We start from the raw sequence: 25,842 nt of genomic DNA on the forward strand, positions 1-25,842 counted from the left end.
ATACCCCGGCCCCCTCGCCTCGCACGAGGGGGCCGGGGCATCCGGTCCGTCCGCGCCCCCGGGATCCGACCACGGCGGATATCGGTGGACGCCGGCGGATCACGACGGCTCAGGGGAAGGGGTGCGGCACCAGCCGCATCTCCGCGTCCGTGAGCGGCGCGGAGCGAAGTCCCGCCCGGTGCGCGGCGGTCCGCAACCGCGGCAGGTACGGGGCCCGCTGCCGCGACCAGCCGAAGTCGATCGGCAACAGCCCCGGAACCACCGCGCAGACCGTCCGCAGCCCCATCCGCTCCTGCTCGGGCGTCGTCTGGTCCACGACGATCACGTCGTGCCCGGCCCCCGTCAACTCCGCCACGCAGAACAGCAGGTCGTCGCGGAGGTCTCCGGTCCGCGGCCGTCGCTCCGTCTCCCAGGACCGGTAGAGGTCCCCCATCGGGCGCACGGCCACCGGGTCCCGGTACGAGGCCGCGTGCGGGGCCATCGCCGGCAACCCGTACAGCTGGGCGTGGTCCTTCAGGTGCAGCACCCGCGAGAAGTCGCGGGACATGGCGTCCAGCTCGTCGCGCCGCTCGGCGACCTGACGCGGCAGGTGCGGGATGTAGGTGAGCACCTCGGACAGGGCGGCCTCCACCGCCGCCGCCGGATCGAGCGCCGCGCCCGCGCCGAAGGAGTACAGCCCCGGCCCGCCGTCGCGCCGGACGGCCAGCCCGGTGACCACCGGCACCGCCAGGTCGATCCGGTTGTCGAAGGCGTGCACGTCGTAGCCCTGGAGGCCGGCCCGGTCGACCATCATCCGCACCGCCGGACCCGGTACGGAGTCCAGGTCGATCTCCGTCAGCCGCTGGTTCCCGTACCAGGCGAGCAGGAACGCGTCCCGCTCGATCAGTTCGAGCAGGGCGCCGAGCAGCGCCTCCTCCGCGCAGCTGCCGATCGCGCACCCGTTGGAGCACTCGAAGACGAAGTTGTCCGACTCCAACCCCGCGCTGTAGTAGGCGAGTCGGGCCGGCACCAGGACGGGACGGTCGTCGCGCAGCGAATGCCCGTACACCCAGGGGATCGGCCGCTCGGGGTCGAAGGGCGACACCATCGGGTCGTCGCGGTAGGTCTCGGGCCGGTAGAACCCGCACTCCGCCGGGTCGAGCGCCCGCTCGCCCAACTCGGCGTAGGAGGCGGTCAGTACGGAGGTCCCCGTGCGGCGGTGGGTGCCTGCGTAGCGCTCCAGTCCCTCCAGGAAGGCCAGGTCGCGGCTGGACGAGAAGCTGTTGGCCTGCCCGCTCCAGGTCACGTCGGTGAGTCCCGCGTAGCCGCGCATGAACACGCTGCCCGCGACCGGGGCGGTGGTCGGCGAGGTCACGTTGATCCAGGTGCCCCCGCCGAGGACCCCGGTCACGGGATTGGCCAGCGCCGCCGTCGGCACCGGGTACGAGGAGGCCGCGCGCAGCCGCTGCGCCGCCGGATCCGGTTTGGGCCGCGAGGCGGGGGTCAGGGACCGCGGGGCGTCGGTGCCGCCGGGCCCGCAGTCGGGGCACAGGGGATCGGCCGCCAGCGGGTACGTCCGCGTCCGCAGGGTCGCCAGGTCCAGCCGGGTCACCTGGGGCAACGTCCGGTCGGCCGCTCCCGGACCCGGGGCGGCGGCGCCCGGGCCGTCCGCCGCGAACAGCACGGCGTGCAGCGCGACCACCGCGTCCCGGACGTACGGGGACAGCCGCGGCCACTCCGCCCCGACGGGCGTGGGCACCCGGCTGCCGGTCTCCAGCGCGTCGCGTTCGCTGCGGCTGCGCAGCCGCTGCCAGCGCATGGCCAGGCACCGCCCGCAGGCCGGGGCCGTGCCGTCGCCGCCCCACGGGCCGAGCAGGACGGCCTGGGCGCTGAGGTGGACGGTCGCCGCCGGGCGGACGGCGGCGAAGGGGTCGGCGGCGCGCGGCCCGAGGGCGTCGTGCACGCCGAGGGTCACCACGTGCGCGCCCCGCGGCGCCCCCGTCCGCGCCTGCGCGAGGGACCGCTCCAGGGACCGTCGCGCGCTCTCCATCGCGGTGCCGTCGGGGGTCCGGCCCCGCACCGTCTGCGTCGTCGTCATGACTGGTTGCTCCAGCGGAAGGTCTTCAGCCCGATCGCACCGAACAGCAGGGCGAACCCGGCCAGGGCGGCGCAGCCGATCCCGATGCCGGCGAGCGAACCCGTGCCGGTCAGCGCCCCGCTCGCCGCGTCGTTGAGGTAGCGCAGCGGCAGCGCCCGGGAGAACGTCCGCAGCCAGGACGGCATCAGGTCGAGCGGGAGGAAGGAGCCGGACAGGAAGGCCATCGGCACCATGAGGCAGTTCGCGATCGCGGCGACGGCCTCGGGGGTGTTCGCGTACGTCCCGACGATCACCCCGATCGCCATGAAGGCCGTGACGCCGAACACCAGCGCGGGCAGCACCAGCGGCCAGCGCCCGTCGAGTTCCAGCCCGAAGCCGGGCAGCATCGCGACCGCGACGAACACGGCCGCCTGTGCCACGCCGACCACCAGCGACAGGACGTAGCGCGAGGCCAGCACGGTCGTGAGCGGGGTCGGGGAGAGCCGGATCAGGCGCAGCAGGTCGTCGCGGCGCCACTGCATCAGGGTGAAGGCGATCCCGAACACGGCGGCGTTGGCGACCCCCCAGGACATCACGCCGGGCGCGATGTACGAGATGTACGGGCGACCGCTCGCCTCCACGTCCTGGCCGCTGAAGATCAGCCCGAAGACCACCAGGAAGAGGAGGGGGAAGGCGAAGGTGAAGAAGAGGGTGGCCTTGTCCCGGACCTGGGCCCGGTAGCCGGCCTTGGTCAGTGCCGTGTACGCGCTCATGCCCGGAACTCCGTGGTCGGTGCGGTGGTGTCGGTGGCGGAGCCGCCGTCGGCTCCGGTGGGGGCGGGGTGTCCGGTCAGCTCCAGGTAGACGTCCTCCAGGGTCGCCGTCCGGGTCATCACCCCGTCGAGGCCCACGAGGGCGTCGACGGCCTGGAGCACGCGGCCGGGGGAGGAGGTCTCCAGCACCAGCGAGCCGCCCTGTTCGCTCACGCGGTCGACGCCGTCCAGCGCGGCCGCCCGGTCCGGGGCGATCCGCCCGGCCGGGACCAGCAACCGGGCGGGCGCGCCGGCGGCGGCGACGAGCCGGTGCGGGGAGTCGAGGGCGGCGATCCGGCCGCCGACGAGGATGGCCACCCGGTCGCACAGGGCCTCGGCCTCGTCCAGGTGGTGGGTGGTGTAGACGATGGTGCGGCCCTCGCCCTTGAGGGCGCGCAGCACCTCCCACAGATCGCGGCGGGCCTGCGGGTCGAGGGCGGCGGTCGGCTCGTCGAGGAAGATCAGCTCGGGGTCGTGGACCAGTGCCGAGGCGATGGCCAGCCGCTGGCGCTGACCGCCGGAGAGGTTCTCGACGAGGACGTGGCCCCGGTCGGTGAGCCCGACCGTCTCCAACGTCCGGTCCGCCGCGGCCGCGTCCTTGCGGTACAGCCCGGCGACGGTGGCGAGGTGCTCGCGGGCGGTCTGGCGGACGAAGAACGCCGAGGCCTGGGTCTGGACGCCGATGCGCGGCAGCAGCGCCGTATCGCGGGGCCAGGGGCTGTGCCCGAGGACGCGCACGGTGCCGGAGTCGGCCTGGCGCAGGCCCTCGACGATCTCCACGAGGGTGGTCTTGCCCGCGCCGTTGGGTCCGAGGAGGCCGAAGAACTCGCCCCGGCGGACGTCGAGGGAGATCCCGTCCACGGCCTGCCGGTCGCCGTAGCGCTTGCGGACCTCCCGTACGGACACGGCGAGTTCCGGGGAGTCGGGCGGAGGGGTGTGGTCAGTGGTCATGGGCGGTGCGGTTCCCTCGGTTCGGAGACGGTGCGGGGGGAGTGGAAGGTTCGGGGGGAAGGGAGGATGCGTGGGGAGTGGAAGGTTCGGGTGCGGACGGGGACGCGGACGCGGCCCCGGGCGTCGGTGGGGGCAGGGGCGGGCTCACGGCGTCACCGCCACGACGACGCCGGTCACCAGGGCGCCGGCCAGGAGCAGGACCAGCAGGGTCGAGCCGATCCCGTAGAGCGCGTACACCCTGCGGGCCCGCGGCGGGTAGGCGTCCGCCGCGGCCCGGTCGCGCAGCCGCAGCCGCAGGTACGCCGAGCTGGCGGGGGCGAGCCGGGTCACGCGCAGCGCGTGCCCCAGCAGGGTGTAGCCGTCCATCGGCGGCAGCGGGACCAGGTTCACCAGTGCCTGCGCGCTGCCCAGCAGCAACAGCGCACCCAGCACCCGGCCCGTGGCGTCGCCCGACGGCAGCGCGGCCCACCAGGCGAGGAAGGGCAGCAGGAACAGCAGGTTGGCGAAGGCGCCCGCGCCGGCCACGACGAGCTGTTCGCGCCGCCGCGGCAGGTAGCGGTAGTTCTCCACGGTGCAGTACATGATCGCGACGGGCAGTCGCCACCGCAGCCCGATCTCCCCGACGGTGCCCCCGACATGGCGGGCGGCGATCCCGTGCCCGAACTCGTGCAGCGCGGTGCTCAGCCACAGCAGCGTCGCCACGGCCAGCAGCGGCACCGGACGCGTCGCCAACCAGAGCACGTCCGCGAGGAGTTCACCGAACGAGAGCACCAACACCACCTCCATGCCCAGGCATACGAGGACCAGCACGCCCAGCACCACCGGCCGCAGGGCGGGCCGCAGCAGCCGGTGCAGCCGCCCCGTGGTGGCGTCGGCGTCGGCGACCAGCCGCAGCGTGCCGCGCAACAGGCCCCCGGTGCGCTGCGGCCCCGGGCCGGGGGCGGGCTCCGGGGCGGGCCCGCCCGCCAGGAGCCGCCGGGTCCCGAGCAGCCCGAGGAGCCGGCTCCAGTTCGCCTCGCCCAACCGGCGCCCGAAGGCCCGCCCGTACTCCTCGCCGATCTCGGCGAGGCTGCGCGAGCCGTCCAGGCGCGACAGCAGGAAGAACTCCTTCTGTCCGACCTCGAACGAGGCACCGGACACCGGGTCCTTGACGAGGTGGACGACGGCGGAGCCGTTCAGCAGGGGCGGCGACAGCAGGATCCCGGACCGCAGCGCGGGCCGGTGTTCGAGCATCCCGGTGCTCACGGCCGGATCACCCGGGCCGCCGCCCCGTCGGGGTCCTGCGCCCCGTCCGCCCCGTCCGCCCCGTCCGCCCCGTCCGGTCCCGCCGGGACGCCGAGGTGCTCGCGCAGCACCCGACCCAGCAGGTGCGCGAGGTAGGCCTCGTCCCGGATGGTCACGTGCAGCCGGTTGTTGGTCATGTGCATGTACGGGGACAGCAGCAGGGGCAGCGCCACCGCCAGATCGTCCACCCGCTCGTCCCGGCTCCCGTCCCAGGACCGGAACACCAACCGCTCCTCGCGGGCCAGCGCCACCGCCCGTTCCCGCAGCTCGCGGCAGTGCTCGGCCCATCCGGCGAGGAAGCCCGGCAGCCGGCCCGTCTCCCCGGAGTCGAGGGCCTCCAGCACGGCCGCGAACCGCCGCCCCAGCCCCGGGGCGGTCTGCTCGTAGGTGCGGTCGTACTCGGCGGACCCGATGAACCCGGTCCCGGGGAACGCCTGGTGCCAGAACCGGTAGTACCGGTCGAGGTAGTCGCCGAGCTCGCGGCGGTCGGGCAGGAAGACGCCCGCCATCACCATCATCAGCTGCGCGGCGGTGCCCAGCAGCACGGTGCGCAGGTGCAGGTTCATGCCCCCGAACGCCTCCGTGACCAGATCGCTGGAGTGCGCGAAGTGCCACTCCGCGAGCTCGACCCCGTCCGGGCCGCCGTACTTGCCGTATTCCGGCTCGTAGGGCTCGTAGGACCAGGAGTTGTTGGGGCGCAGGTTCATCCGCCCGTCCGGGCCCATGAAGGCCGCCCGGTCGCCGTCCGGGAACTCCATGTCGAACAGCGTGTTGTAGAACTCGTTGAGGAAGCCGGAATCCACCTCGTACAGCGCCGGTCTCGCCTTCAGGAACGCCGTCACGGCCTCCTCCGCGCGCCGGCGCACCTCGGCCTCCGCGTCCGGGGTGACGGGCCGCAGGCGCAGGCGCACGTGGGGCCCCTCCAGCCAGTAGTTGATGAAGAAGTGCCCGGCCAGCAGGCCGTCCGCCGTCAGGGAGGCGATCAGCGGTCGCACGCAGTTGACCAGCAGGGGCTGCGGGTTGGCGGCGTAGAAGACGTGCATGGCCTGCCAGGCGCCGCGCGTCGGGCTCAGTTCTGACATCGGGTGCCGCCCTCCTGGGCCGGGATCTCGGTGACGGTGGTGGTGAAGGTCTCGACGGCCAGTTCGGCGACGTGCGCGCCGCGCGCCGAGCGGGTGTGCAGCGCGTCCGGGCCGGGGAGCATCTCGCGGAAGACCACCCGGTGTCCGGGTTCGCGCAGCAGCGGTTCGAACGCGGCCAACGACAGCAGGCTCGCGAAGTCCACGTACTGGGGCTTGGCGCCCAGCGCCGAGGGCCCCGCCGACACCGTCGCGAACACCCGCTCCGGCAGGCCGTGCAGCCGCCGCCACCGCTGCCACTCCAGGAAGTGGTCGGCCCCGCGGGCCCCGTGCGCGGGAAGCCGCTCCGCCGTGGTCGTCCAGCTGCGCCGGCTCACCACCACGTCCCCGTGCACGACCCGGGGCCGCGTGTGGACCCCGTCCCGCGCCACGCCCTCCGGCACGCCCGCCCACACGTCCAGCGGCGACATGGACGAGGGCGACAGGAGCAGCAGCGTCCGCGGCACCACCGGCAGCGCGAGCGGCACCAGGTAGCCCAGGTAGACCGGGATCACCTCGCGGCCGAGCCGCCGCGAACGCAAGACCACCCGCCCCGTCGCGGGGACGTGCTCCGCGTACAGGTCGTCCAGGCGCAGCAGCCGGTCCTCCGGCAGGGTGCCGCTCTCGCCCGGGCAGACGATCTCGTAGTCGGTCAGCCGCCCGTGCAGGTTCAGGTTGGTGGTGACCGGACCCCCGGTGACCTCGGCGAACACGGCACCGGGGGGAGTGGCCCGGTCGGCCTGCGCGCGCAGCTGCGCGTCGAGGCCGGGCCGGTCCGCCTGCTCCTCGTAGACGTGCGTGAACCGGCTGAAGGGGAAGGACAGTCCGCCGTACGAACGGTTCAGCACGGTCCGCGGCGCCCCGCCGGCCGGGTCGTGGGCGAGCTGGACGTGGTGGCAGCGCGGCGCGAAGGCCGGTACGACCGGCTCCAGTTCGCCCGCCACCTCGGCCAGGTCCGCCTCCGTCAGCCGCAGTTCGACCCCGTCCGGGCCGCCCCGCGAGCGCCCTGCCGTCTCCTCGTACGCCGCCCAGTGCGCCCGCATCCGGCCCACGAAGGCGCGCCGGGCCGCGTCCAGGGCCCGGATCCCGGGCAGGCCGAGCCAGTTCTCCTCCGGCACGTACTCGCCCCGCGCGTCGAAGGGGGTGCGGCGCGCGGTGAACGACAGGTACTGGTCGAAGAAGTCCTCGTGGAAGTCGTGCACCAGGCCCAACAGGTCCTCACAACGGCCCCCCTGCCCGTAGCGGGCGGTGAAGAACCCCTCGAAGGTGATCCGTTGGGCGAGCGTGAGGTCGAAGGCGGGCAGGATCCGCTCCACCGAACGCAGCGCACCGCCGTCCGCGCCCGCCCGGGCCCAGGAGGGACGCGCCGCGGGCAGGTCACGGCCCGCGCCGACGTCCTCGTAGACCAGCGTCTGGGGCAACGGCGCGTCGGCCGGGGCCCCCAGCTCCGCCCAGACCAGGCGCAGTTGCTCCCTCAACTCCCGCAACAGGACGGCCCGTTCGGAGCGGTCCGCGTCGGGATAGCGCTCCAGCACACGGGCGGGCCCGGCCAGCAGGTCGGCGAGGGCGTCGGCCCACGGCCGCTCCAGCCGCGCCAGCGAGCGCCGGAAGGCGCGCACGGGATCCCCGCTGTGCACCTCGGTGTCCAGGCACGGCACCCGCACCATGCCGAGCTGGAGGAGGGCGTCGACGTACGCCTCGCAGTCGGCCGGGTCGGCCCCGTGTTCGGCCGCCAGCCAGTCGACCAGCTCGTGATGGCGCAGGTCGGCCCCGAACCCGGTGGTCCCGGACCCGAACCCGGTGCTCCCGGACCCGGCCCCGGACCCGGACGGGTCCGAGGCCGCCGCCCGCTCCGCGAAGAGGGCCAGCAACCGGTCCAGGGTGCCGCTGCGGCGCAGGAAGAACAGCCGGTCCTTGACCGCGTCGAAGGTGACGGCGGCCGCGTCGTCCCCGGCCGTCACGGAACGGCGCACGTACCGGATCCGGTCGTCCTCCCGGCCCCAACCCGAGGCGGGCCGCAGCGGCAGGTCCCGGCGGCGGACCGGATCGGCGAGGACCAGCTCGGCGAGCCGCGCCAACACCACGACGTTCAGCCGGACGTGGCTGCGCCACCGGTCCTCGACCCGGATCCCGTCCGCGCTGAGCACGCCTTCCGCGCCGAGCGCGCCTTCCGGGTCCTCCGGGGCGAACAGACCCGTCGCCACCCCGGTGAAGGTGCTGAAGGGGCTGGTCTTGCACGCGGTGCGGTAGAGGTACGAGAGCACCGACCGTTCCGCCTTGCGGGCCCGCCCCCCGGGCTCGGCGCCGCCGGCGACGGCCGCCGCGTACGCGTCGAGCTGCCCCTCCAGGACCGGGGAGGCCAGCAGCAGTCCGTGCCGCAACCGGTCGTCCTCCAGCAACCCGCTCAGCGCCGCCCGGCCCGCGCGCAGGTCGGCGGCCAGCAGCGGCTCGCCCTCCGCCCGCAGCTTGCGCACCTCACCGACCCCGGCCAGCCACGCGGCCAGCCGTTCCGCCGTCAGGGCGGCCTCCCCGGGCGCCGCGCCCGCCGCCTCGCCGGATTCCGCCACGAGGCGCAGCGCGGCCTCGGGATCCTCGGGGGGCCTGCCGTTGTGGATCCGGCGGCGCAGCGCCAGCAGCTCCCGGCGCCGGACCGCGCCCGGGCCCCCGGGCTGCGGGTCCGTCGCGCCGACCGCGCGGTGCAGTGCCTCGCTCAGCCACTGCGCCCGTGCGCGCAGGGCCTCCTCGGCCGTCAGCACGTCCTCGGCCCAACGGCGCGCGGCCTCACACCGCAGCGCGTCGGCCGACTCCAGGGGCAGGCCGGCCACGCGCAGCATGAACCGCTCGCCCGCCCGCCACTCGGTGGTGGTCTTCATCCTGTCTTCCCGCTTCTCTCGTCGGCCGGTCAGGCGATCTCGTGGCGGAAGTCGGCCGGCCGCGGGCGTTCGTGGCCGAGCAGCATCACCAGCAGCGGGGCCTCGTCGGTGTCCGTCAGCCCCAGCCGCTCGGCGTAGGAGACGTTGTCGAAGCCGAGCGCGACGCCCGCGCCCAGCCCGTGGGCGGCCGCGGTGGTGTAGAAGGTCTGCGCGACCGCGCCGACGGTGGCGCCCACCAGGCGGTAGCCCCGGTCGCCCACCGCGTCGAGCACCTTCGTGGTGCGTACGGTCGGCACCAGCACCGCGCCCGCCTGCTCCAGGTTGTAGTTGGACAGGAAGTAGTTGCGCTGGAGGAAGGAACCGGGAGCGCCCGCCACCACCAGCCGCAGCGCGTGGGCGACGGGATCGTAGGCGTAGGTCCCCGGCGCGACTCCCTCGACGTGGTTGACGAAGGCGTACAACGAGGTCAGCCGGGGCCCGTCGGGACGCTCGGCCTCGCTGCCCACCGACGTGGCCGCGCAGTCGGCCAGCGCCGCCGCCAACTGCGCGGCACCGAGCGGCCGGCTCGCGTCGAACCGGCCGAAGCTGCTGCGCCGGGCCCGCAGCGCTGCGGCGGCCCCCATCGGCGCCGCGGCGGGAGCGGGCAGCGGCTCGGGCTCGCCGCCCCGGGGCGCGAACGCGGCCGCCGCGTCCAGCGCGCCCGGCGCGGGACGGTCGGCCGTGCGCCCCAGCGTGGCCCCGTGGATCCGTCGCAGCGTCTCGAAGCGCAGCACCGTACGGGAACGCTCCGCGTCGCGGTGGCGCACGGAGAGCCCCGGGGGAGGCACGGCGACCGGGGGGCGCCCGGCGGACGCGGACCCGGACGCGGACGCGCCGGCGGTGGCGGCGCCCTCCCACTCCAGCGGGACCGCGGCGAAGATCCCCTCCTCCTCGGGCGCCACCCCGAGCAGGCCGGCCAGCCGCTCCTCGTCGAACCAGAGCGTGGGCGCGATCCGCAGACCGCGCTCCGCCGCCCACAGCCGCCAGGTCTGGACGACCGTGCCGACGTCCATGCTCACGGCGTGGAAGGAGAAGCTGTTGTACTTGAACGCGTTCTGCCAGTACTTGACGCTCAGCAGCAGGTACTGGGTGGGCCCGTCCTCCCCGGCGCCCAAGGCCGCGCGGACGTCGCCGGTGACGTCGCCCGTCAGCAGCCGGCGCAGCCCGTGCACGTGCGGGGCGTAGTGGTACACGCCCGGGGTGAGGGGTCCGCCCGCGCCCGCCGCCCAGTACACGCCGACCGGGTAGAGCCCGCCGCCGGAGGCCGTCCCGCGCGACCAGTTGGCCTGCGGGTAGTGGGGGAGCGCGGCCAGGTCGGTGTTGGCCTGGACGCCGAGCCTGCGCCCGACCAGGCCGTACGAGTCCTGGAGCATCCCGGACAGCAACGGCAGGCTGAACCCGCCCGCGCCCGGCGCGCCCGGCACCGGCGCGCCCGGCACCGGCCCGACCGGCTCGGGCAGCGGCAGGGTCTCCGCCTGCGGGTAGTACTTCGCCTTGCGGGGGCGGTCGGCCCAGTCGGGCACGAAGTCCACGGGCTCCATCGGTATCCGGCCCCGGTGCAGGATGGCGCTCGCGTAGTCATGGGCGTAGCCCACGGATCCTCCTCGGTTCGTGTGGGGACAGGGCGGTGGCCCGCGTCAGGGGAAGGGGTGCGGCGCGACGTGCAGGTCGGCGGGGACCAGGTCACGCTCGCGCAGCCCCGCCTCGCGCAGCGCCGTGCGCAGGCGGGGCATGCCGAGCGCCCGCTGCCGCGACCAGCCGAAGTCGATCGGCAGCAGCCCCGGCACCAGCACGCTCACCGTGTGCAGCCCCAGCACCCGCTGCTCGGGCAGCGTCTGGTCGACCACCACCACGTCGAACCCCCGGTCCGCGACGGCCTCCACGCAGCGCGCCAAGTCCTCGCGCACGTCGTGTGACACCGGCCGCTCGGGCGCCAGGTCGGCCACCGACCGCAGGGGGCCGCGGGGCCCGCCGCGCAGCAGGAAGTCGGCGTGCCGGCCCATCTCCGGCACCCCGTACACCAGCGGATGGTCGTGCAGGGCCGTCACCAGGGAGAAGTCGGCCGCCATCGCGCGCAGCCGGTCCCCGTCCCGTTCGGTGCGGCCGGGCAGGTTCACCGCGTCCGTGGCGATCTCGCACAGCGCCGAGTCCAGCGCCGACTCCGGATCCAGACCGGCCCCGGCCCCGAAGCACATACGGCCCGTACCGCCGTCGAACCGCTCCGCGACGGCCGTCACCACCGGGATCGGGAAGCTGATCCGGGTGTCGAAGAACCGCGCCCGGTAGCCGTAGAGCGCGAGCCGGTCGACCATCGCCCGCGTCGAGGCCCGCGCACTGGTCGCGGGGTCGATCTCCGGCAGCCCTTGGCGCCCGTACCAGGTCAGCAGGAACGCGTCCCGCTCGACGACCTCCATCAGGCCGAAGTAGGCCGCCTCGGCCAGACTCCCGCCCGAGGCACAGCCGTTGGAGCTCTCCTGGACGAACCGGTTCTCCAGACCCGGCGCGTGATAGTACGTCAGCACCTCGGGAACCAGTCGCGGTGCCTCGTCGCGCAGCGACCATCCCCACACCCAGGGGATCTCCCGGTCGGGGTCGAAGGGCCGCACGCGCGGGTTGTCCCGGTGGAACTCCTCGTCGTACAGGCCGACGTCACGCGGGTCCACCGCCCGGTCGGCGAACTCCCGCAGGGAGCCGCGCACGCTCGTCACGCGCGACCGCGCCCGCATCCCCGCGTACCGCTCCAGACCCTCCAGCACCCCGACCCGGGCACTGCGCGCGAAGGAATCGGTGTGCCCGCCCCAGAACGTCTCGCGCAGGTACTCGCCCGACCGCATCGAGAAGCACCCGATGGTCGCCGAGGTCGAGGTCGACGAGACGTCCTGGACCAGGGAGGGACCCAGCGCCCCGCACAGCGGGTTCGCGAAGGCGGCCACCTCGATCCCGTACGCCTCCACGGGACGGGTACGGAACACCCCCGGCCGGTACTTGGGCGCCGGGGCGAACCCGGGCGCCCGCGGGGCGTCCACCACGGGCGTCGCGCACACCGGACACTCCGGATCGGGCACCAGGGGATAGCCGCGCACCGCCCCGCCGCGCAGGTCCAGCGACCACACGACGGGGAACACCGCGTCGTCGACCGGAGCGGAGCCGGCGCGCACCACCAGCGCGGCCAGCGCGTCCGCCGCGAAGGCGTGCGCGTACGGCCACTCGCCCGCCGCCCGCGTGGCGCCGCCCAACTCCAGCGCGTCGCGCAGCGCGACCGACCGGACGGCCTGCCACCGCCGCTCCAAACAGTGGGCGCACCCCGCGGGGCCGCCCGCCGGGCCGCCCGTCGGCCCCACCACGGCCTGGTACCCGTACAGCCACACCGGGACGACGGGCTCCGCGCCCGCCTCCGGCTCGCCGGCGCCCGGCGCGAAGGCGTCGCGCACGCCCAGCACCGACAGGGCCACGGTCGGCCCCTCCAGGTCGGCCAGCGCCCGTTCCAGCAGGGCCGTGAACCGACCGGCCGCCCCGGCCCCGAGCCCGGCCGGCACGCCGGCGTCGACCCGCACGGATGCGCCCCGGCCGCTACGCCTCATCGTCGGACTCCCGCACCGCCGTGAGCAGCACCCGCACGGTGTGTACGCCCACCCCGGCGAGGTCCGCCGACCCGGTGGACACCACGTACGCGTCCAGCCCGGCGTCCCCGAGCCGCTCCAGCACCCGCTGCCAGGACACGGCCGGACCCTCCGCGACGGCCGCCGCCGGGCCGGAGGCGACCGGCAGACGGGCGTCCAGATCGCGCAACAGCGGATCACCGGTGTCGACCGGGGTGTCGCCGGTCGTCCCGTCGGCCTCGTACTGCACCGCGCCGAGCAGTTCCCGCAGCGCCTCGACGGCCGCCGTACGCCGGTCCAGGCCCGCGCCGAGCGCCCAACGCTCCCCGGAGCGGGCCAGCAGCACCTGTGCCCCGCTGCGCTCGCCCTCGCCCAGGTCCAGCAGCTCCGGGGTCATCCCGAGCCGGTCCGCCGACCGTACGAGGAAGGCCAGTTCGGCGTCGTCCCCGTCGGGCGCCGGCAGCGGCACCGCACCGGCCGCCGCACCCCGCACGAGGCGCAGCAGCGCCGCGTGGCCCAGCGCGGACAGCAGCCCGGCGGCGGCCGCGTCGGCGGGGGTGGGCCCGGCGCCCGCCCCGGCCCGGGTCCGCTCGAAGAGCCGGTCGGCGTTGTGCGGGCCGAACGGCCGCACGGCGCCCGCCGGAACGAGCGCGGGCTCCTTCGTCAGCAGGGACACGGCCCGCTGGTACGCCGCCGGCTCGCCCGGTATCCCGGTGGCCGTGGCCAGCGCACCCGCGGCCACCGGCGCGCCGTCGCCCTCGCGCGCGGCGGACCGGTCCACGACCCGCGCGGGCACGACGTGCTCCGCGTACACCAGGGCCGCCGCGTCGAGGGCCCGCATCCGCGCGCCGGCGACGTGGTGGATGTCGAAGGCGGCGACCGCGCGGACCCCCGCGTGGCCCACGCCCAGTTCGACCACGCCCAGCTTGAGCGGGATCTGCGTAAGCTCCTCGTCCGCGTACCCGGTGAACACCCCGGCCCGGAGGCGCACCGCGGCGGAGCGCCGGTTCAACTCCTCCACCAGCGCGTCGGCCTCGCGGGCCGTCTCCAGGGTGGGCAGCTCGGGCGCGCCCGAGGTACCGGCGGCGGCCAGGTCGACGGGCTCGACCTCCGGTTCCTCCGGCGGGGCGCAGAACGGGCAGCGGGGGTGCGCGAACAGCGGCTCGGCGACCACGTCCAGCGAGGCGGTGTCCTGGACGAGGAGCCGGCCCTCGGTCTCGGCCGGCAGCGCGCCCGAGGTGGCGCGGAACACCTCGTACCCGAGGAGGTTGCCGAGCATCGCGGCCAGGGGCCGCCCCGGCACGCCGGCGGTCGACGGAGCCGCGTCGGGCAGGGCCAGGGAGCTCCACACGTCGGCGGCCCCCGCACCGCCGCGGGCCGCGCCCATCCTGAGGGCGGCGCACGACCAGCAGCCGGTCGTCCCGTGCGCCATCAGCGGCCCCACGACCGCGTCGTCACCGTAGGACCAGACGGGCAGCAGGGACCGACCCTCGGGTATCCCGGCGCGCAGCAGCGGGAAGAGCCGGGCGGGCGCGGCGGGCCCGCCGGTGACCACGACGAAGTCGTAGTCCGCCAGCCGGTCCCAGTCCCACGCCCGGTCGTCCGACGGGAGGGGCAGGGCGCGGACCTCCACGGGGCAGCCGTCGGCGCGGGTCTCGGCCGCCTCGGCCTCGACCTGCTCGGTGTCGGTGCCGGGCAGGACGCCGACGACGGCGCAGCCGTTGCGCACCAGGCTCAGCGCGCACCACCGGGCCACGGCGTCCGTGCCGAGGACGGCGACCCGGGTGTGGCGGAAGCGCAGGAAGCGGGCCTCGGCGTCGTCGGAGTAGTGGTCGGCGTAGGCGATCTGGGGGGCGAAGCGGCGGGCCACGTCGGGGGAGGGGGCCGGCCGGTCGGCGGTGTTCTCTCCGGCCTCCTCGACGGAGCGGGCGAAGTCCCGTTCGTACAGGGTCCTGACGAGTTCGCCGACCATCGCGCGCTGGGGATCGCCCATGCCCTGACAGAGCTCGGCGACGGAGTGTTCGCCCGTCAGGTGCGGGACGATCAGCGTGGCGAAGCGGTAGGCGGTGCGCGCGGTGAGGCGGAATCCGCCGTCGGAGTTGTGGAACAGCACCCCGTCGGGCGTCTCGGTGAAGAGCACGTCACGACGGATGCGGGGCCGGGTCGCGGCGACGGCCTGGTAGCTGGCCTGGGACATGGAACACCTCTGGGTGCGTCGGGGTGGGGCGAGGGCGTGAGGTGGGAAATGCCGGTGGAGCGCGGAACAGGGTGCGGTGGTGCGGGTGTGGTCCGTGGTGCGGGTGGTGCGGGTGGCGCCTGTGGTGCGGCGGTGTGGTGGCTCGATGGTTCGGTGGGGCCGGGCCGTACCGGGACCGGGGTGGCCGGTCCGGGCGTACGGGCCCGGCGCGGCCGGGAGCGGGCCGCGGGCGGTGTGGCGCGGTGCGACGCGGGATCAGGGGTGGGCCGCGGCCGGGGCCGCGCCGTCGGCCTCCCGGGCCAGCCACCGTGCGCAGACCCGGAGGAAGGCGTGGATCCGGTAGGGCTGACCGGGTGGGCCGTCCTCCAACATCCCCGCCTCCACGAGCTGTTCCAGGACGGTGGCGCTGCCCGCCGCAGCGAGACCGGAACCCTGCTTGAGCGAGCCCAACCGCAGGAACACCTCGCGCAGTTCGGGCGCGAGCGCGGCCACGGCCCGGCCCACGACCTCCGGGACCGAGAGCCGCGGGTCCTCCGGGAGGGCGAGCCGTCCCGGTGGGTCCTGCGCCAGCCAGGCCGCGCAGTCCGCGACGGACAGGGCGGGCCGGGTCAGCAGCCGGCCGGCGGCGATCCGCAGCGCGAGCGGGAAGTACCCGCACGCGGCGGCGAGTTCGCGCGCGGCCCGCTCCTCGGCGGTGATCCGCTCGGCGCCGACGAGCCCGGACAGCAGCCCGAGGGCCTCCGCCGGTCCGAGGACGTCGAGCCGGTGCACGGCGCCGCCGTGCGTGGCCACGACCGCCGCCAGCGCGCGCCGGCTGGTGATCACCACCGTGGCGGTCCCCGTGCCGGGCAGCAGGGGCAGTACCTGGCCGGCGCCGGCCGCGTTGTCGAGGATCAGCAGCCGCCGCCCGGGTTCGCGGGGATCCGGCAGCAGCTTGCGGGCCTCCTCGACGTCCAGGGGGCTCCCGTCCGGCCGGGTGAGGTCCACGTCGAACACCCCGCCGGGGAAGGTCCCCTGGGCGGCGTACGCGCTCTGCCGCGCGAGCGCCGACTTGCCGATGCCGGGTGCTCCGGAGACGACGATCAGCCGGCACCCGTCGGGGTCGGTCAGGCGCAGCGCCATGGACCGCAGGTCCGCCTCGCGCCCGGCGAAGCCGGGGACGGGCGGGAACCCGCCGTGCGCGGGCGGGCCGGCGACCGTCAACGCGGGGCGCGGGGGCGCCGGTTCGACCTCCGGGGTGCGGGCGGTCGGGCCGCCCAGCTCCTCGGAGCGCAGGATCGCGAGTTCGAGGCGGCGCAGCCCGGGGCCGGGGTCCACGCCGAGCTCCTCGCGCAGCCGGTCGCGGACCGCCCGGTATTCGGCCAGGGCCTCGGCCTGCCGGCCCGTGCGGTAGAGGGCCTCGATGAGCTGTTCGGTGAAGCGCTCGCGGACGGGGTGGCGGCGGGTGGTCTCGTAGAGGTCGATCAGCACCTGGTGGCAGTTGCCGGCCGCCAGTTCGAGGTCGCAGACCCGCTCCAGCACCCGCAACCGTTCCTGTTCCAACGCCGGCGCGGCGTCCCGTTGGAGCATGCGCGAGGCCACGTTGGACAAGGGCTGTCCGTGCCACAGGGAGAGCGACTCCCGGAGTCGGTACAGTTCCTCGCCGCTCCCGGCGGCGGCCCGCGCACGGGCGGTCAGTAACCGGAACAGGACGAGATCGAGGGTCTCTTCGTCGTTGCGCATGCGGTAACCGCCCGGAACCGCCTCGATGGTGGTCGCGGATATCCCGTATTTCTCGAATAGCCGGCGAAGGCGCAGCACACAGGTCTGGAGTGCGGCTCGCGCGGTGGCGGGAGGCTCCTCGTCCCATACGGCGCGCAGGAGATAGTCGGTGGAAACGACGGCTCCGGGATGGAGGAGCAGCGCGGCGAGGAGGCTCGTCGGTTTGGACGGTTTGAGAACCACCGTCTCGGGGCCCTGAGCGATGCTGAGCGGCCCCAGAAGCTGGAACCGCATCATGGTCCCCCCGTGTCGGGTCACGTGTGTCGCGTACGAACGCGCGGCGGGGACGCCGGCCCCGTGGGTCCGGGCGCCGTACGTGCGGCGGCTCCGGACGGGTTCCGGAAAAAGTCCGGACCATTTCCGAGGGCTGTTGCCGCTCCCCGTCGAGCGGTGAATAGCTGGAACCCTACATAACGGATCTTGTGAAAGTCGAGTCGTCGAACCGATTCATTCGCGCCAGGCCGGTGGACTTCTCCTCTCCGTTACTCGGGCGCCTCGTGGAGTTACTGTCGGTACGTCAATAATGTTCATATCTAAACGAGTAGCGCCATGAGCCGGGCTTGAGCGTGAATGGAGTAATCCCGACCCCAACCCGAGCCGGCCGGATTTCATACCCGGACGTGGCGGATTCCGATGGGAACCGGAATCCGCCGTGACGGCCGGAGCGGCGGGCGGGGAAGGGGCGGGCGGGGGAGCGGCGGGCGGGGGAGGGGCGGTCGTGCCTATTCGAAACGGGCCGTGTCGCCCGCGCCCCGCCGGACGATCTCCGCCTCGCCGTCGGAGAAGTCGATGACGGTCGTCGGCCGGGTCCCGCAGTCCCCGGAGTCGACCACGGCGTCGACCAGGTGGTCGAGCCGCTCCTTGATCTCCCAACCCTGCGTCAGCGGCTCCTCCTCGTCGGGCAGGAGCAGGGTGCTGGAGACCAGGGGTTCGCCCAGCTCGGACAGGAGCGTCTGGGTCACGTGGTGGTCGGGGATGCGGACGCCGACCGTCTTCTTCTTCGGGTGCAGCATCTGGCGCGGCACCTCCGAGGTGGCCTTCAGGATGAAGGTGTAGGGACCGGGCGTCGCCGCCTTGATCGCACGGAACACGTCGTTGTCCACGTGGACGAACTGTCCCAGCTGCGCGAAGTTCTGGCAGACCAGGGTGAAGTGGTGACGGTCGTCGAGGGCCCGGATCGAGCGGATCCGGGTCAGACCGTCACGGTTGCCCAGCCGGCACCCCAGCGCGAAGCAGGAGTCCGTCGGGTATGCGATGAGCCCACCGGCCCGGATGCTTTCGGCCACGCTGCCGATGGTGCGCCGCTGAGGATTCTCGGGGTGCACGTCGAAGTACTTCGCCATCCGCCGAGCGTACTGCTCCGTGCGGGTTCTCTTGCGGGTCCGTTCGGCGGCAGGGCCGGGTTTGTGATCATCGTCTTGGCTCCAGATCGTTTTGATGCTGCCATCCGGTCGGCATCCGGCCGCCGATCGGCGTACGAGATCTGGGAGGGCTGCGTGGCCACTTCGTGGAAGAGGACGTGGAGTACGGCGGCGGCGGTGACCGGCGCCCTGCTGGTCGTCGCGGCCGTCCCGGGCCGATCCCCCGAAGCGGTCGCCGCACCCTCCGCGCCGCTCCCGGAGGCGGCGCTCACCCTGCTCGTCGGCCGCGCCGTGGAGGAGGGCGGGGAGGCCGGCTCCGCCTGGTGCCCCGTGCGCACCTTCCGCGCCGAGGCCTGCGGGACCTGGCGCGAGCGGCGGGTCGTCGCCACCGCCCGGGGCGCGGGCTCCCTCCTGCGCGACCCGGTCGCCGGGCGGGGGGAGACCCTCCCCACCGACCCCGGGGCGCCGTTGGAGATCGCGCTCGCCGACGAGCGGTCCGGCCGGCTCACCGACATCAGCGTCCGCGACGGACACGGCCGCCACCTCGCCGGCGCCCTTGGCCCCGAGGGCACCCGCTGGCACAACACCGAACCCCTGCGGGCGGGGGAGGACTACACCGTCCGGGTCGACGCCCAGGACGGCGCCGGCACACCGGTCGGCGTGACCATGGCCTTCCGCACGGCCCGGCCCGACGGCCACGCGAACGGACCCGGAGGCGGCGGGGCCGGCGCCCCCGACGACGGCAAGCCCGGGGGCGCCGGGCCCGACGGCGGACGGGGCGCGGGCGCCGGCGGCGCGGAACGCGACCGGCTCACCGTCGACTTCGGCCCGCGTCCCGGCACGTACGGCGCCGGGGAGATCGTCACCGCCGAACTCAGCCACCCCGTGCCCGCCGACGACCCCGAGGCCCGCGCCCGCCTGGAGGGCGCCCTCCAGGTCACCTCCGAACCGCGGGTCGAGGGCGCCTGGCACTGGGTGGACGACTCCACCCTGCACTTCCGCCCCCGCACCTACTGGCCCGCGCACACCGTGGTCCGCGTCCGCAGCGGCCTCGACGGCGTACGGATCGGGGACCACGGCTACGGCGGCCCCTCCGAGCCCCTCCAGTTCACCGTCGGCGACCGGATCGAGGCCGTCACCGACTCCGCCGCGCACGAGATGACCGTACGCCGCAACGGACGCGTCATCAGGACCATCCCCGTCACCACCGGCAAGGCGGGCTTCCTGACCCGCAGCGGCGTGAAGGTCATCCTCGGCAAGGAGTACAAGGTCCGCATGCGCGGGGACACGGTCGGCATCAAGAAGGGCACCAAGGAGTTCTACGACCTGCCCGTCTTCTACGCGACCCGGGTCACCTGGAGCGGCGAGTACGTGCACGCCGCGCCCTGGTCGGTCGACGCGCAGGGGGAGGAGAACGTCAGCCACGGCTGCACCGGCATGAGCACACGGGACGCCGCCTGGTTCTTCGAGACGGTCCGCGAGGGGGACATCGTCGAGGTGGTCAACAGCGGCGGGGCGAGGATGGCCGCCTTCGACAACGGCTTCGGCGACTGGAACGTGGACTGGCGCACCTGGCTGTCGGGCAGCGCCCTGGCCACCACCACGGCCGCCGCGGGCGCCGAGGACTCCGGCCCCGCCACCCCCCTCGCCGCCTCTCGCCTCCGGCCCACCACGTGAGGCCGCGCCCCGGACACGGCACGTCCCACGCCCGCCACGGGAGCGCGCGCCCCACCCGGGCGGTGCCGGGGCGCGGTGGGGGAGGCGCGCGCCGCAAGGGGTGGCGGGCTCCGCGTGCGGGTGGCCGGCGGGGATGACCCCGCTTGCCCCGACCCCCGCCCCGCCGGCCATTGGCCGACCCCGCCGCGCCCTGCTGGCCGGCGCGGCCGGCAACTTCGTCGAGTGGTACGAGTTCGGCGTGTACGGCTGCTTCGCCACCGTGATCGCCGACCACTTCTTCACCCCGCCCCCCACGGGCGACGGCGCGGCGGCCGGCGGCGCCGGACCGCTGATCGCCACGTACGCCTCCTTCGCCGTGGCCTTCTTCTTCCGGCCGGCCGGAGCCCTCCTCTTCGGCCGGCTCGGCGACCGGCTCGGCCGCCGGACCGGCCTGGTCCTCGTCATCGGCCTCATGACCCTCGCCACCACCCTGATCGGCCTGCTGCCCACCCGCGCGGCGGCGGGCGCCGCCGCCCCCGTCCTGCTCACCCTGCTGCGCGCCCTCCAGGGACTCAGCGCCGGCGGGGAGTTCGGCGGGGCCGTGGCCCTGATGACCGAGCACGCCCCGCCCGGTCGGCGCGGCCGGTACGGGGCCTGGCAGTCCCTCACCGTGGCGCTCGGCCTGCTCGCCGGCGCGGCCACCGCCGCCCTCCTGGCCACCGTGTTGCCCCCGGCCGCCCTGCACGCCTGGGGCTGGCGGATCCCGTTCCTGCTGGCCCTGCCCCTCGGGCTGACCGTGCTGTGGCTGCGCACCACCCTGCCGCACGACCCCGCGCCGCCGCCCCGGCCGCCCCGGCCGTACGGGCCCGCGCGCGGGGCCACCGTGCGCGCCGTCGTGCTCGGCGTCGGGCGGATCATGGGCTGGTCGGCGGCCGGGTACACCTTCCTCGTCGTCCTGCCCTCCTACCTGCAACAGACCCTCGGCGCGTCCTTCCGGGAGGCCCTCATCGCCACCGCCCTCGCCAACCTCGGCTTCGCCGCCTCGATCCTGCCCGCCGGCATGCTCAGCGACCGGATCGGCCGCCGCCCCGTGATGCTCGCCGGCGCCCTGACCGTCGCGCTCCTCGCCCTGCCGCTGCTCCACCTGATCCAGGACCCGGCCGCCCCCGCTCCGGCCAAGGCCGCCGCCGTCCTCGGCGCGGGAGCGGTCGTCGGCCTGCTCGCGGGCCCGGGACCCGCCATGCTCGCCGAGATGTTCCCCGCCCGGGTGCGCTGCACCGGCCTCTCGCTCGCCTACGCCCTCGCCAACGCCGTGTTCTCCGGCTGTGCGGGACTCGTCGTCACCGCGCTGATCGCCGCCACCGGCAACACCGACGTCCCCGCCCTGTACGCCGCCGGCGCCTGCGCGGTCAGCGCCCTCGCCCTGGCGTCCCTGCGCGGCGACGACCACCGAAGGCCGCTGCGGTGAGGGTCGTCGGCCTGATGTCGGGCACCTCCCACGACTCCGTCGACGCCGCCGCCGCCGACCTCGTCCAAGAGGGCGACACCCTGCGCCTGGTCCCGCTCGGCATGATCGCCGCCCCCTACGAGGCGCCCCTGCGGGCGGCCCTCGCCGCGGCCCTGCCACCCGCCCCCACCACCCTGGCGGACGTGTGCCGCCTCGACACCGGCATCGGGCGGGCCTTCGCCCGGCTCGCCGCCCGCGCCGACCTCGAACTCTGCGACGGCGAGGCGGAGCTGATCGCCTCCCACGGCCAGACCGTCTACCACTGGACGGACGCCGGACGGGTGCGCGGCACCCTCCAGCTCGGCCGCCCCGCCTGGATCGCGGAGGCCACCGGCCGCCCCGTCGTGTCCGACTTCCGGCCCGCCGACGTCGCGGCCGGCGGCCAGGGTGCCCCCCTGGTCGGCCTGATCGACCTGATGCTGCTGCGCGGTCGCCCCGGCGTCCCGGCCGCCCTCAACATCGGCGGGATCGCCAACCTCACCGCCCTGCCCGTCGCGGGGCCACCGGTGGCCTTCGACACCGGCCCCGGCAACGCCCTGATCGACGCGGCGGTGCACGACCTCACCCGGGGCGGGCGCGCGTACGACGAGGACGGGGCGCTCGCCGCCGCCGGGCGGGTGCACGAGCCGCTGCTGCGCCGGTTGCTCGCCGAGCCCTACTACGCCCGCCCCGCGCCCAAGACCACCGGCAAGGAGCACTTCCACCACGCGTACTTGCGCTCCGCCCTCGCCGACTTCCCCGCCCTGGACCCGCCCGACCTCCTCGCGACCCTCACCCGGCTCACCGCCCGCACCGTCGCCGACGCCCTGCGCCCCCTCGCCGTCACCGAGGTCGTCGCCTCCGGGGGAGGCACGAGCAACCCCGTCCTCATGGAGATGCTCCGCGCCGAACTGCCCGCCGGCACCGCCCTGTCGCGTTCCGACGCGCTCGGGCTGCCGTCCGCCGCGAAGGAGGCGTACGCCTTCGCCGTCCTGGGCTGGCTCACCCTCCACGGCCTGCCGGGCAACGCCCCGGGCTGCACCGGGGCGCGCGGCCCGCGCGTCCTCGGCTCCCTGACCCCAGGCCGGCGCCCGCTGAGCCTGCCGCCCACACCGGCCCGCCCGCCGGACCGGCTGGTGATCGCATCCCGACGATGACGGGCGCGGGGACGGGGACGGGGCGCCCCGCCCCGTCCCCCACCCGGTCCCACGCCCCCGCACGCCCCCGCGATTTCGAAGGGTGACGACTTTGTGACTGTTAGTGTCGATCCGTGTCCGGAGAAGAGCCGCGCGTTCCCCGTGTCCTGATCGTCGACGACCATCCGCTGTTCCGCGAGGGCCTGAAGGCCGCCCTGGAGAGCACCCGGGGCGCGCTCGTCGTCGCCGAGGCCGAGACCGGCGGCGAAGTCGCCGGAGCGGTCGACCTGCACCGGCCCGACGTGGTCGTGATGGACCTGTCGCTGCCCGACATCTCCGGCATCGAGGCCACCCGCCGGCTCACCGCGAGCCATCCCGGACTCCCCGTCCTCATGCTCACCATGTCCGACGACGACGGCGACCTGCTGGCCGCCCTCCGGGCGGGCGCGCGCGGCTACGTGGTCAAGGGAGCGGGCTCCGAGGAGGTGCTCCACGCCCTGCGCACGGTGGCCGCGGGCGGCGCCGTCATCGGTTCGGACCTCGCGGCCCGCCTCTCCGCCCTCCTGTCCGGCGGTCACCGGCGCGGCGCCGAAGCGTTCTTCCCCACCCTGACCGCCCGCGAGGTCGAGGTCCTCGAACTCATCGCCCGGGGCCACGACAACCGGCGCATCGCCCGGGAGCTGGTGCTGTCCGAGAAGACGGTGCGCAACCACGTCACCCACGTCTTCGAGAAGCTCCAGGTCACCTCCCGCGCCGAGGCCGTGGCCCGGGCCCGCGACGCGGGCCTCGGCGCCGAGGACTGACCTCCCCGCCGCCCGCCCGGCCGACGAGGTCGCCGCACGACGCACGACGCACGACGCGCAAGGCACAAGGCACAAGGCACAAGGCCCACGAGGCACCGAGCGGCCCGGGAGGCCGGTATGAACCCAGCGCCCCGGACCCCGCGCCGAACCGCGGCCCATCCGCCCCGCTCGGGTCCGGAGATGCTCCCCGCCTACGCCGTATGCGTCCTGACCATGGCCTCCGCCGCCACCTGGGCCGTCGTCACCCTCACCCACCTCGGTCACCCGGCCCTGAGCGGCGTCAGCCTGCACCTCGCCGCCGACCACGCCCTCGTCGGCCTCGGCATCGCCCTCACCGGCATGGTGTTCGCCGCCCGCCGCACCGCGCGCGTCCTGGGCGGCCTCATGCTCGGCGCGGGCTGCGCGCTGACGCTCGCCCAGACCGTCCCGCTGATCGCCGTGGTGGTGGGCGCGGGTCCCGGCGTCTTCACCGCCGTGGTCGTGCTCGCGATGACGGCCTACGCCCTCATCAACCTGATCATCTACCCGCTGCCCCTGTGGCTGCCCAGCGGTCGCTTCCCCCGGGGCTGGGGTCCGCCGTACGCGCTCCTCACCGCCGTCTGGAGCGCCCTCCAGCAGTACCACGCCTTCACCCACCCCGGGTTCGTCTACTACGGCGTGCCCACCCCCATCGCCGACGGCGTCTGGGCCGGCCCGGAACGCCTCCTGACCCCCTGGATGGACACGGCCGTCGACTGGGTGCCCCCGATCCTCGTCGGCGTCGGCATGCTGATCATGCTGGTCCGTTGGCCCCGGACCCCCCGGTCCGAGCGGCCCTACGCGATCCTGGTCGTGCCCTACGTGGTGTGGATCGCGGTGATCTGCGTCAACCAGTACGCCGACGTCCCCGAGGGGTTCAGCGTCATCATCGTCTTCCTCGCCGCCGCGGCCTGGCCCGCCACCGTCGGGTACGTCCACATCCGCGACCGCACCTGGGCCCTGGACCGCGCGGGCCGGCGCATCCTGACCGCCTTCGTCCTCACCTTCGCCCTGTTCATGGCCTACGCGGGCGGCGCGTTCGTCCTGTCCTACTTCGCACCCGGATCCCTCACCCCCGAGGCCGGGCTGATGGCCGTCTCCACCCTGCTGATCGGCGCCCTGCTGCGCCCCACCGCCCGCCGCGCCGCCCGCACGGTCGACCGCTACTACTACGGCGAGCGCGCCCAGCCCTACCAGGCGGTGCGCACCCTCGCCGACCGGCTCAGCCACACCCTCGACCCGGGGGACATGCCCCGGCTGGTGTGCGACGCGGTGGTGCGGACGCTGAAGCTGCCCGGCGCCCGCCTGGTCATCGGCACCCGTCACGGCCGCCGCGAGCTGGCCCGGCTGGGCCGCCCGGGCGAGGTCGACGAGGCCTTCCCGCTGGTCCACCGCGACCGGGAGATCGGGCACCTGTACGCCTCCCCCCGCGAGGGCGAACTCGCCCTCGACCAGCAGGACCGCGAGGCCGTACGCGTACTGGCCGACCACAGCGCCCCCGCCATCGCCTCCCTGCGGCTCTACGAGGACCTCCAGACGAGCCGCGAACGGATCGTGCTGGCCCGGGAGGAGGAGCGCCGGCGGCTGCGCCACGACCTGCACGACGGACTCGGCCCCGCCCTGTCGGGGCTGCGCCTCCAGGTCGACGCGGCCCGTACGGCCGTGCCGCCCGACACCGGGGTCTCGGGCTCCCTCGCCGGCGTCTCCGAGGGCATCGGGCGGGCCATCGACGAACTGCGCCGCATCACCGCCGGGTTGGCGCCGGCGGCCCTGGACGGAGCCGACCTGCCGCGCGCCCTGCGCCAGTTGGCCGAACACCTGGGCCGCACGCTGCGGATCACCGTGAGCCTCACCCCGGACCCCTTCCCGGGCCTGCCCGCCGCCGTGCAGGTCGCCCTCTACCGGATCACGGCGGAGGCCCTGAACAACGCCGTCCGCCACGCGGGCGCCGCCCACGCGCACGCCTCCGTCGTCCTGACCCCGCAAGCGGTGTCGGTGGAGATCCGCGACGACGGCGCCGGGGTCGGCGAGGGCGGGCCGCGCGGCGGCGGCCTCGGACTGCGCTCCATGGCAGAGCGCGCCGAGGAGCTCGGCGGGACCTTCCGCCTCGTCAGCACGGAATCCGGGACCCTTGTACGGGCCGTGCTCCCACGCACGGTCGGGACCGGACCGGGACCCGGTGACCATGCGCCCGGGACGCGGGGCTCCGTACGTTGAGGTTCCGAAGCACGGACGGAACCGGATGGAATCCAACGGACCCGGAAGAACCGGGAAGAACGGGAATCCGGAACCGGCACCCGAAGGAGGAACCCCATGTACGCGAAGCTCCTGCGCACCGCTCCGGCGGCCGCCCTGGTCACCCTCGGCCTGATGCTGGCCGGCCCCGCGGCGTCCGCCGCCCCCCAGCAGTCGACCGCCTCCGTGTCGGCCGAGCAGCTGCGCCCCAACGGCAAGCACGGCCCCTACTCCAGTGAGGGCTCCTGCAAGAAGGCGGGCAAGACCGGCCAGTCCAAGGGGCACTGGAAGCACTACCAGTGCCGGTACGACCACCACCAGTGGTGGCTCTACACCTCCTGAAGGAGGCCCCCACCCCCTGCCCGGCCCGGGACGTCGCGTCCCGGGCCGGGCCGCGCGCGCCGCACCCGGCGAGAAGACGTCGCCCGCCCCCCACCCTCCACCTCCCGCCCCTCGCG

17 protein-coding genes are annotated in these 25,842 nt (G+C 75.2%); 6 read left to right on the top strand and 11 right to left on the bottom strand.

The annotated features are described in order from the left end of the window. Positions 1–109 precede the first annotated feature (109 nt). The 11 genes from AB0D01_RS29060 to AB0D01_RS29110 form a co-directional block, all read right to left on the bottom strand. On the bottom strand, positions 110–2,077 hold the full coding sequence (locus tag AB0D01_RS29060; RefSeq protein WP_363060334.1) for a TOMM precursor leader peptide-binding protein: 1,968 nt from the start codon (positions 2,075–2,077) through the stop codon (positions 110–112). Further along, positions 2,074–2,829, bottom strand: a complete 756-nt coding sequence (locus AB0D01_RS29065) for an ABC transporter permease (protein ID WP_363060336.1) — start codon at positions 2,827–2,829, stop codon at positions 2,074–2,076. The genes AB0D01_RS29060 and AB0D01_RS29065 overlap by 4 nt, the downstream gene beginning before the upstream one ends. Continuing rightward, the gene (locus AB0D01_RS29070) at positions 2,826–3,818 is read right to left on the bottom strand and encodes an ABC transporter ATP-binding protein (RefSeq protein WP_363060338.1); all 993 of its coding nucleotides are present in this window, start codon (positions 3,816–3,818) and stop codon (positions 2,826–2,828) included. The genes AB0D01_RS29065 and AB0D01_RS29070 overlap by 4 nt, the downstream gene beginning before the upstream one ends. A gap of 144 nt (positions 3,819–3,962) precedes the next feature. Continuing rightward, complete coding sequence (locus AB0D01_RS29075) at positions 3,963–5,051, bottom strand: peptidase M50 (RefSeq protein WP_363060396.1); 1,089 nt, start codon at positions 5,049–5,051, stop codon at positions 3,963–3,965. 8 nt (positions 5,052–5,059) lie between these two features. Beyond that, positions 5,060–6,184 carry a lantibiotic dehydratase C-terminal domain-containing protein gene (locus AB0D01_RS29080; protein ID WP_363060340.1) on the bottom strand — a complete coding sequence of 375 codons (1,125 nt, stop codon included), beginning with the start codon at positions 6,182–6,184 and terminating at the stop codon, positions 5,060–5,062. After that, positions 6,172–9,093, bottom strand: a complete 2,922-nt coding sequence (locus AB0D01_RS29085) for a lantibiotic dehydratase (RefSeq protein ID WP_363060342.1) — start codon at positions 9,091–9,093, stop codon at positions 6,172–6,174. The genes AB0D01_RS29080 and AB0D01_RS29085 overlap by 13 nt, the downstream gene beginning before the upstream one ends. 29 nt (positions 9,094–9,122) lie before the next feature. Beyond that, positions 9,123–10,727: a nitroreductase family protein gene (locus AB0D01_RS29090; RefSeq protein ID WP_363060344.1), complete on the bottom strand. Its 1,605-nt coding sequence runs from the start codon at positions 10,725–10,727 to the stop codon at positions 9,123–9,125. 42 nt (positions 10,728–10,769) lie between these two features. Next, entirely contained in the window at positions 10,770–12,713 is a 1,944-nt protein-coding gene (locus AB0D01_RS29095) for a TOMM precursor leader peptide-binding protein (RefSeq protein ID WP_363060346.1), read from the bottom strand. Continuing rightward, positions 12,703–14,928, bottom strand: a complete 2,226-nt coding sequence (locus tag AB0D01_RS29100) for a TOMM precursor leader peptide-binding protein (RefSeq protein ID WP_363060348.1) — start codon at positions 14,926–14,928, stop codon at positions 12,703–12,705. Before AB0D01_RS29100 ends, AB0D01_RS29095 begins: the two co-directional genes overlap by 11 nt. Before the next feature lie 255 nt (positions 14,929–15,183). Further along, positions 15,184–16,947, bottom strand: a complete 1,764-nt coding sequence (locus AB0D01_RS29105) for an AfsR/SARP family transcriptional regulator (RefSeq protein ID WP_363060350.1) — start codon at positions 16,945–16,947, stop codon at positions 15,184–15,186. Positions 16,948–17,411: 464 nt separating this feature from the next. Further along, on the bottom strand, positions 17,412–18,032 hold the full coding sequence (locus AB0D01_RS29110; RefSeq protein ID WP_363060352.1) for an L-threonylcarbamoyladenylate synthase: 621 nt from the start codon (positions 18,030–18,032) through the stop codon (positions 17,412–17,414). 153 nt (positions 18,033–18,185) lie between these two features. Here AB0D01_RS29110 and AB0D01_RS29115 point away from each other — a divergent pair, with 153 nt between their 5' ends. The 6 genes from AB0D01_RS29115 (at position 18,186) to AB0D01_RS29140 (ending at position 25,726) form a co-directional block, all read left to right on the top strand. After that, entirely contained in the window at positions 18,186–19,727 is a 1,542-nt protein-coding gene (locus AB0D01_RS29115; RefSeq protein ID WP_363060354.1) for an Ig-like domain-containing protein, read from the top strand. Between the two features lie 133 nt (positions 19,728–19,860). Beyond that, the gene (locus AB0D01_RS29120; RefSeq protein WP_363060356.1) at positions 19,861–21,174 is read left to right on the top strand and encodes an MFS transporter; all 1,314 of its coding nucleotides are present in this window, start codon (positions 19,861–19,863) and stop codon (positions 21,172–21,174) included. After that, positions 21,171–22,349, top strand: a complete 1,179-nt coding sequence (locus AB0D01_RS29125; protein WP_363060358.1) for an anhydro-N-acetylmuramic acid kinase — start codon at positions 21,171–21,173, stop codon at positions 22,347–22,349. The genes AB0D01_RS29120 and AB0D01_RS29125 overlap by 4 nt, the downstream gene beginning before the upstream one ends. A 113-nt stretch (positions 22,350–22,462) precedes the next feature. Then, positions 22,463–23,131, top strand: coding sequence for a response regulator transcription factor (locus AB0D01_RS29130; RefSeq protein ID WP_363060360.1), 669 nt, complete (start codon positions 22,463–22,465; stop codon positions 23,129–23,131). A gap of 117 nt (positions 23,132–23,248) precedes the next feature. Beyond that, positions 23,249–25,366, top strand: coding sequence for a histidine kinase (locus AB0D01_RS29135; protein WP_363060362.1), 2,118 nt, complete (start codon positions 23,249–23,251; stop codon positions 25,364–25,366). Positions 25,367–25,462: 96 nt separating this feature from the next. Beyond that, entirely contained in the window at positions 25,463–25,726 is a 264-nt protein-coding gene (locus AB0D01_RS29140; RefSeq protein ID WP_363060364.1) for a hypothetical protein, read from the top strand. The last annotated feature ends 116 nt before the right edge of the window (positions 25,727–25,842 follow it).

Source organism: Streptomyces sp. NPDC048606 (assembly GCF_040650855.1).
GTDB lineage: Bacteria > Actinomycetota > Actinomycetes > Streptomycetales > Streptomycetaceae > Streptomyces.

Excerpts from the sequence above, each read along its gene's own strand:
- AB0D01_RS29060 (WP_363060334.1), bottom strand. The coding sequence starts at position 2,077 with ATGACGACGACGCAGACGGTGCGGGGCCGGACCCCCGACGGCACCGCG.
- AB0D01_RS29065 (WP_363060336.1), bottom strand. The coding sequence starts at position 2,829 with ATGAGCGCGTACACGGCACTGACCAAGGCCGGCTACCGGGCCCAGGTC.
- AB0D01_RS29070 (WP_363060338.1), bottom strand. The coding sequence starts at position 3,818 with ATGACCACTGACCACACCCCTCCGCCCGACTCCCCGGAACTCGCCGTG.
- AB0D01_RS29075 (WP_363060396.1), bottom strand. The coding sequence starts at position 5,051 with ATGCTCGAACACCGGCCCGCGCTGCGGTCCGGGATCCTGCTGTCGCCG.
- AB0D01_RS29080 (WP_363060340.1), bottom strand. The coding sequence starts at position 6,184 with ATGTCAGAACTGAGCCCGACGCGCGGCGCCTGGCAGGCCATGCACGTC.
- AB0D01_RS29085 (WP_363060342.1), bottom strand. The coding sequence starts at position 9,093 with ATGAAGACCACCACCGAGTGGCGGGCGGGCGAGCGGTTCATGCTGCGC.
- AB0D01_RS29095 (WP_363060346.1), bottom strand. The coding sequence starts at position 12,713 with ATGAGGCGTAGCGGCCGGGGCGCATCCGTGCGGGTCGACGCCGGCGTG.
- AB0D01_RS29100 (WP_363060348.1), bottom strand. The coding sequence starts at position 14,928 with ATGTCCCAGGCCAGCTACCAGGCCGTCGCCGCGACCCGGCCCCGCATC.
- AB0D01_RS29110 (WP_363060352.1), bottom strand. The coding sequence starts at position 18,032 with ATGGCGAAGTACTTCGACGTGCACCCCGAGAATCCTCAGCGGCGCACC.
- AB0D01_RS29120 (WP_363060356.1), top strand. The coding sequence starts at position 19,861 with ATGACCCCGCTTGCCCCGACCCCCGCCCCGCCGGCCATTGGCCGACCC.
- AB0D01_RS29135 (WP_363060362.1), top strand. The coding sequence starts at position 23,249 with ATGAACCCAGCGCCCCGGACCCCGCGCCGAACCGCGGCCCATCCGCCC.
- AB0D01_RS29140 (WP_363060364.1), top strand. The coding sequence starts at position 25,463 with ATGTACGCGAAGCTCCTGCGCACCGCTCCGGCGGCCGCCCTGGTCACC.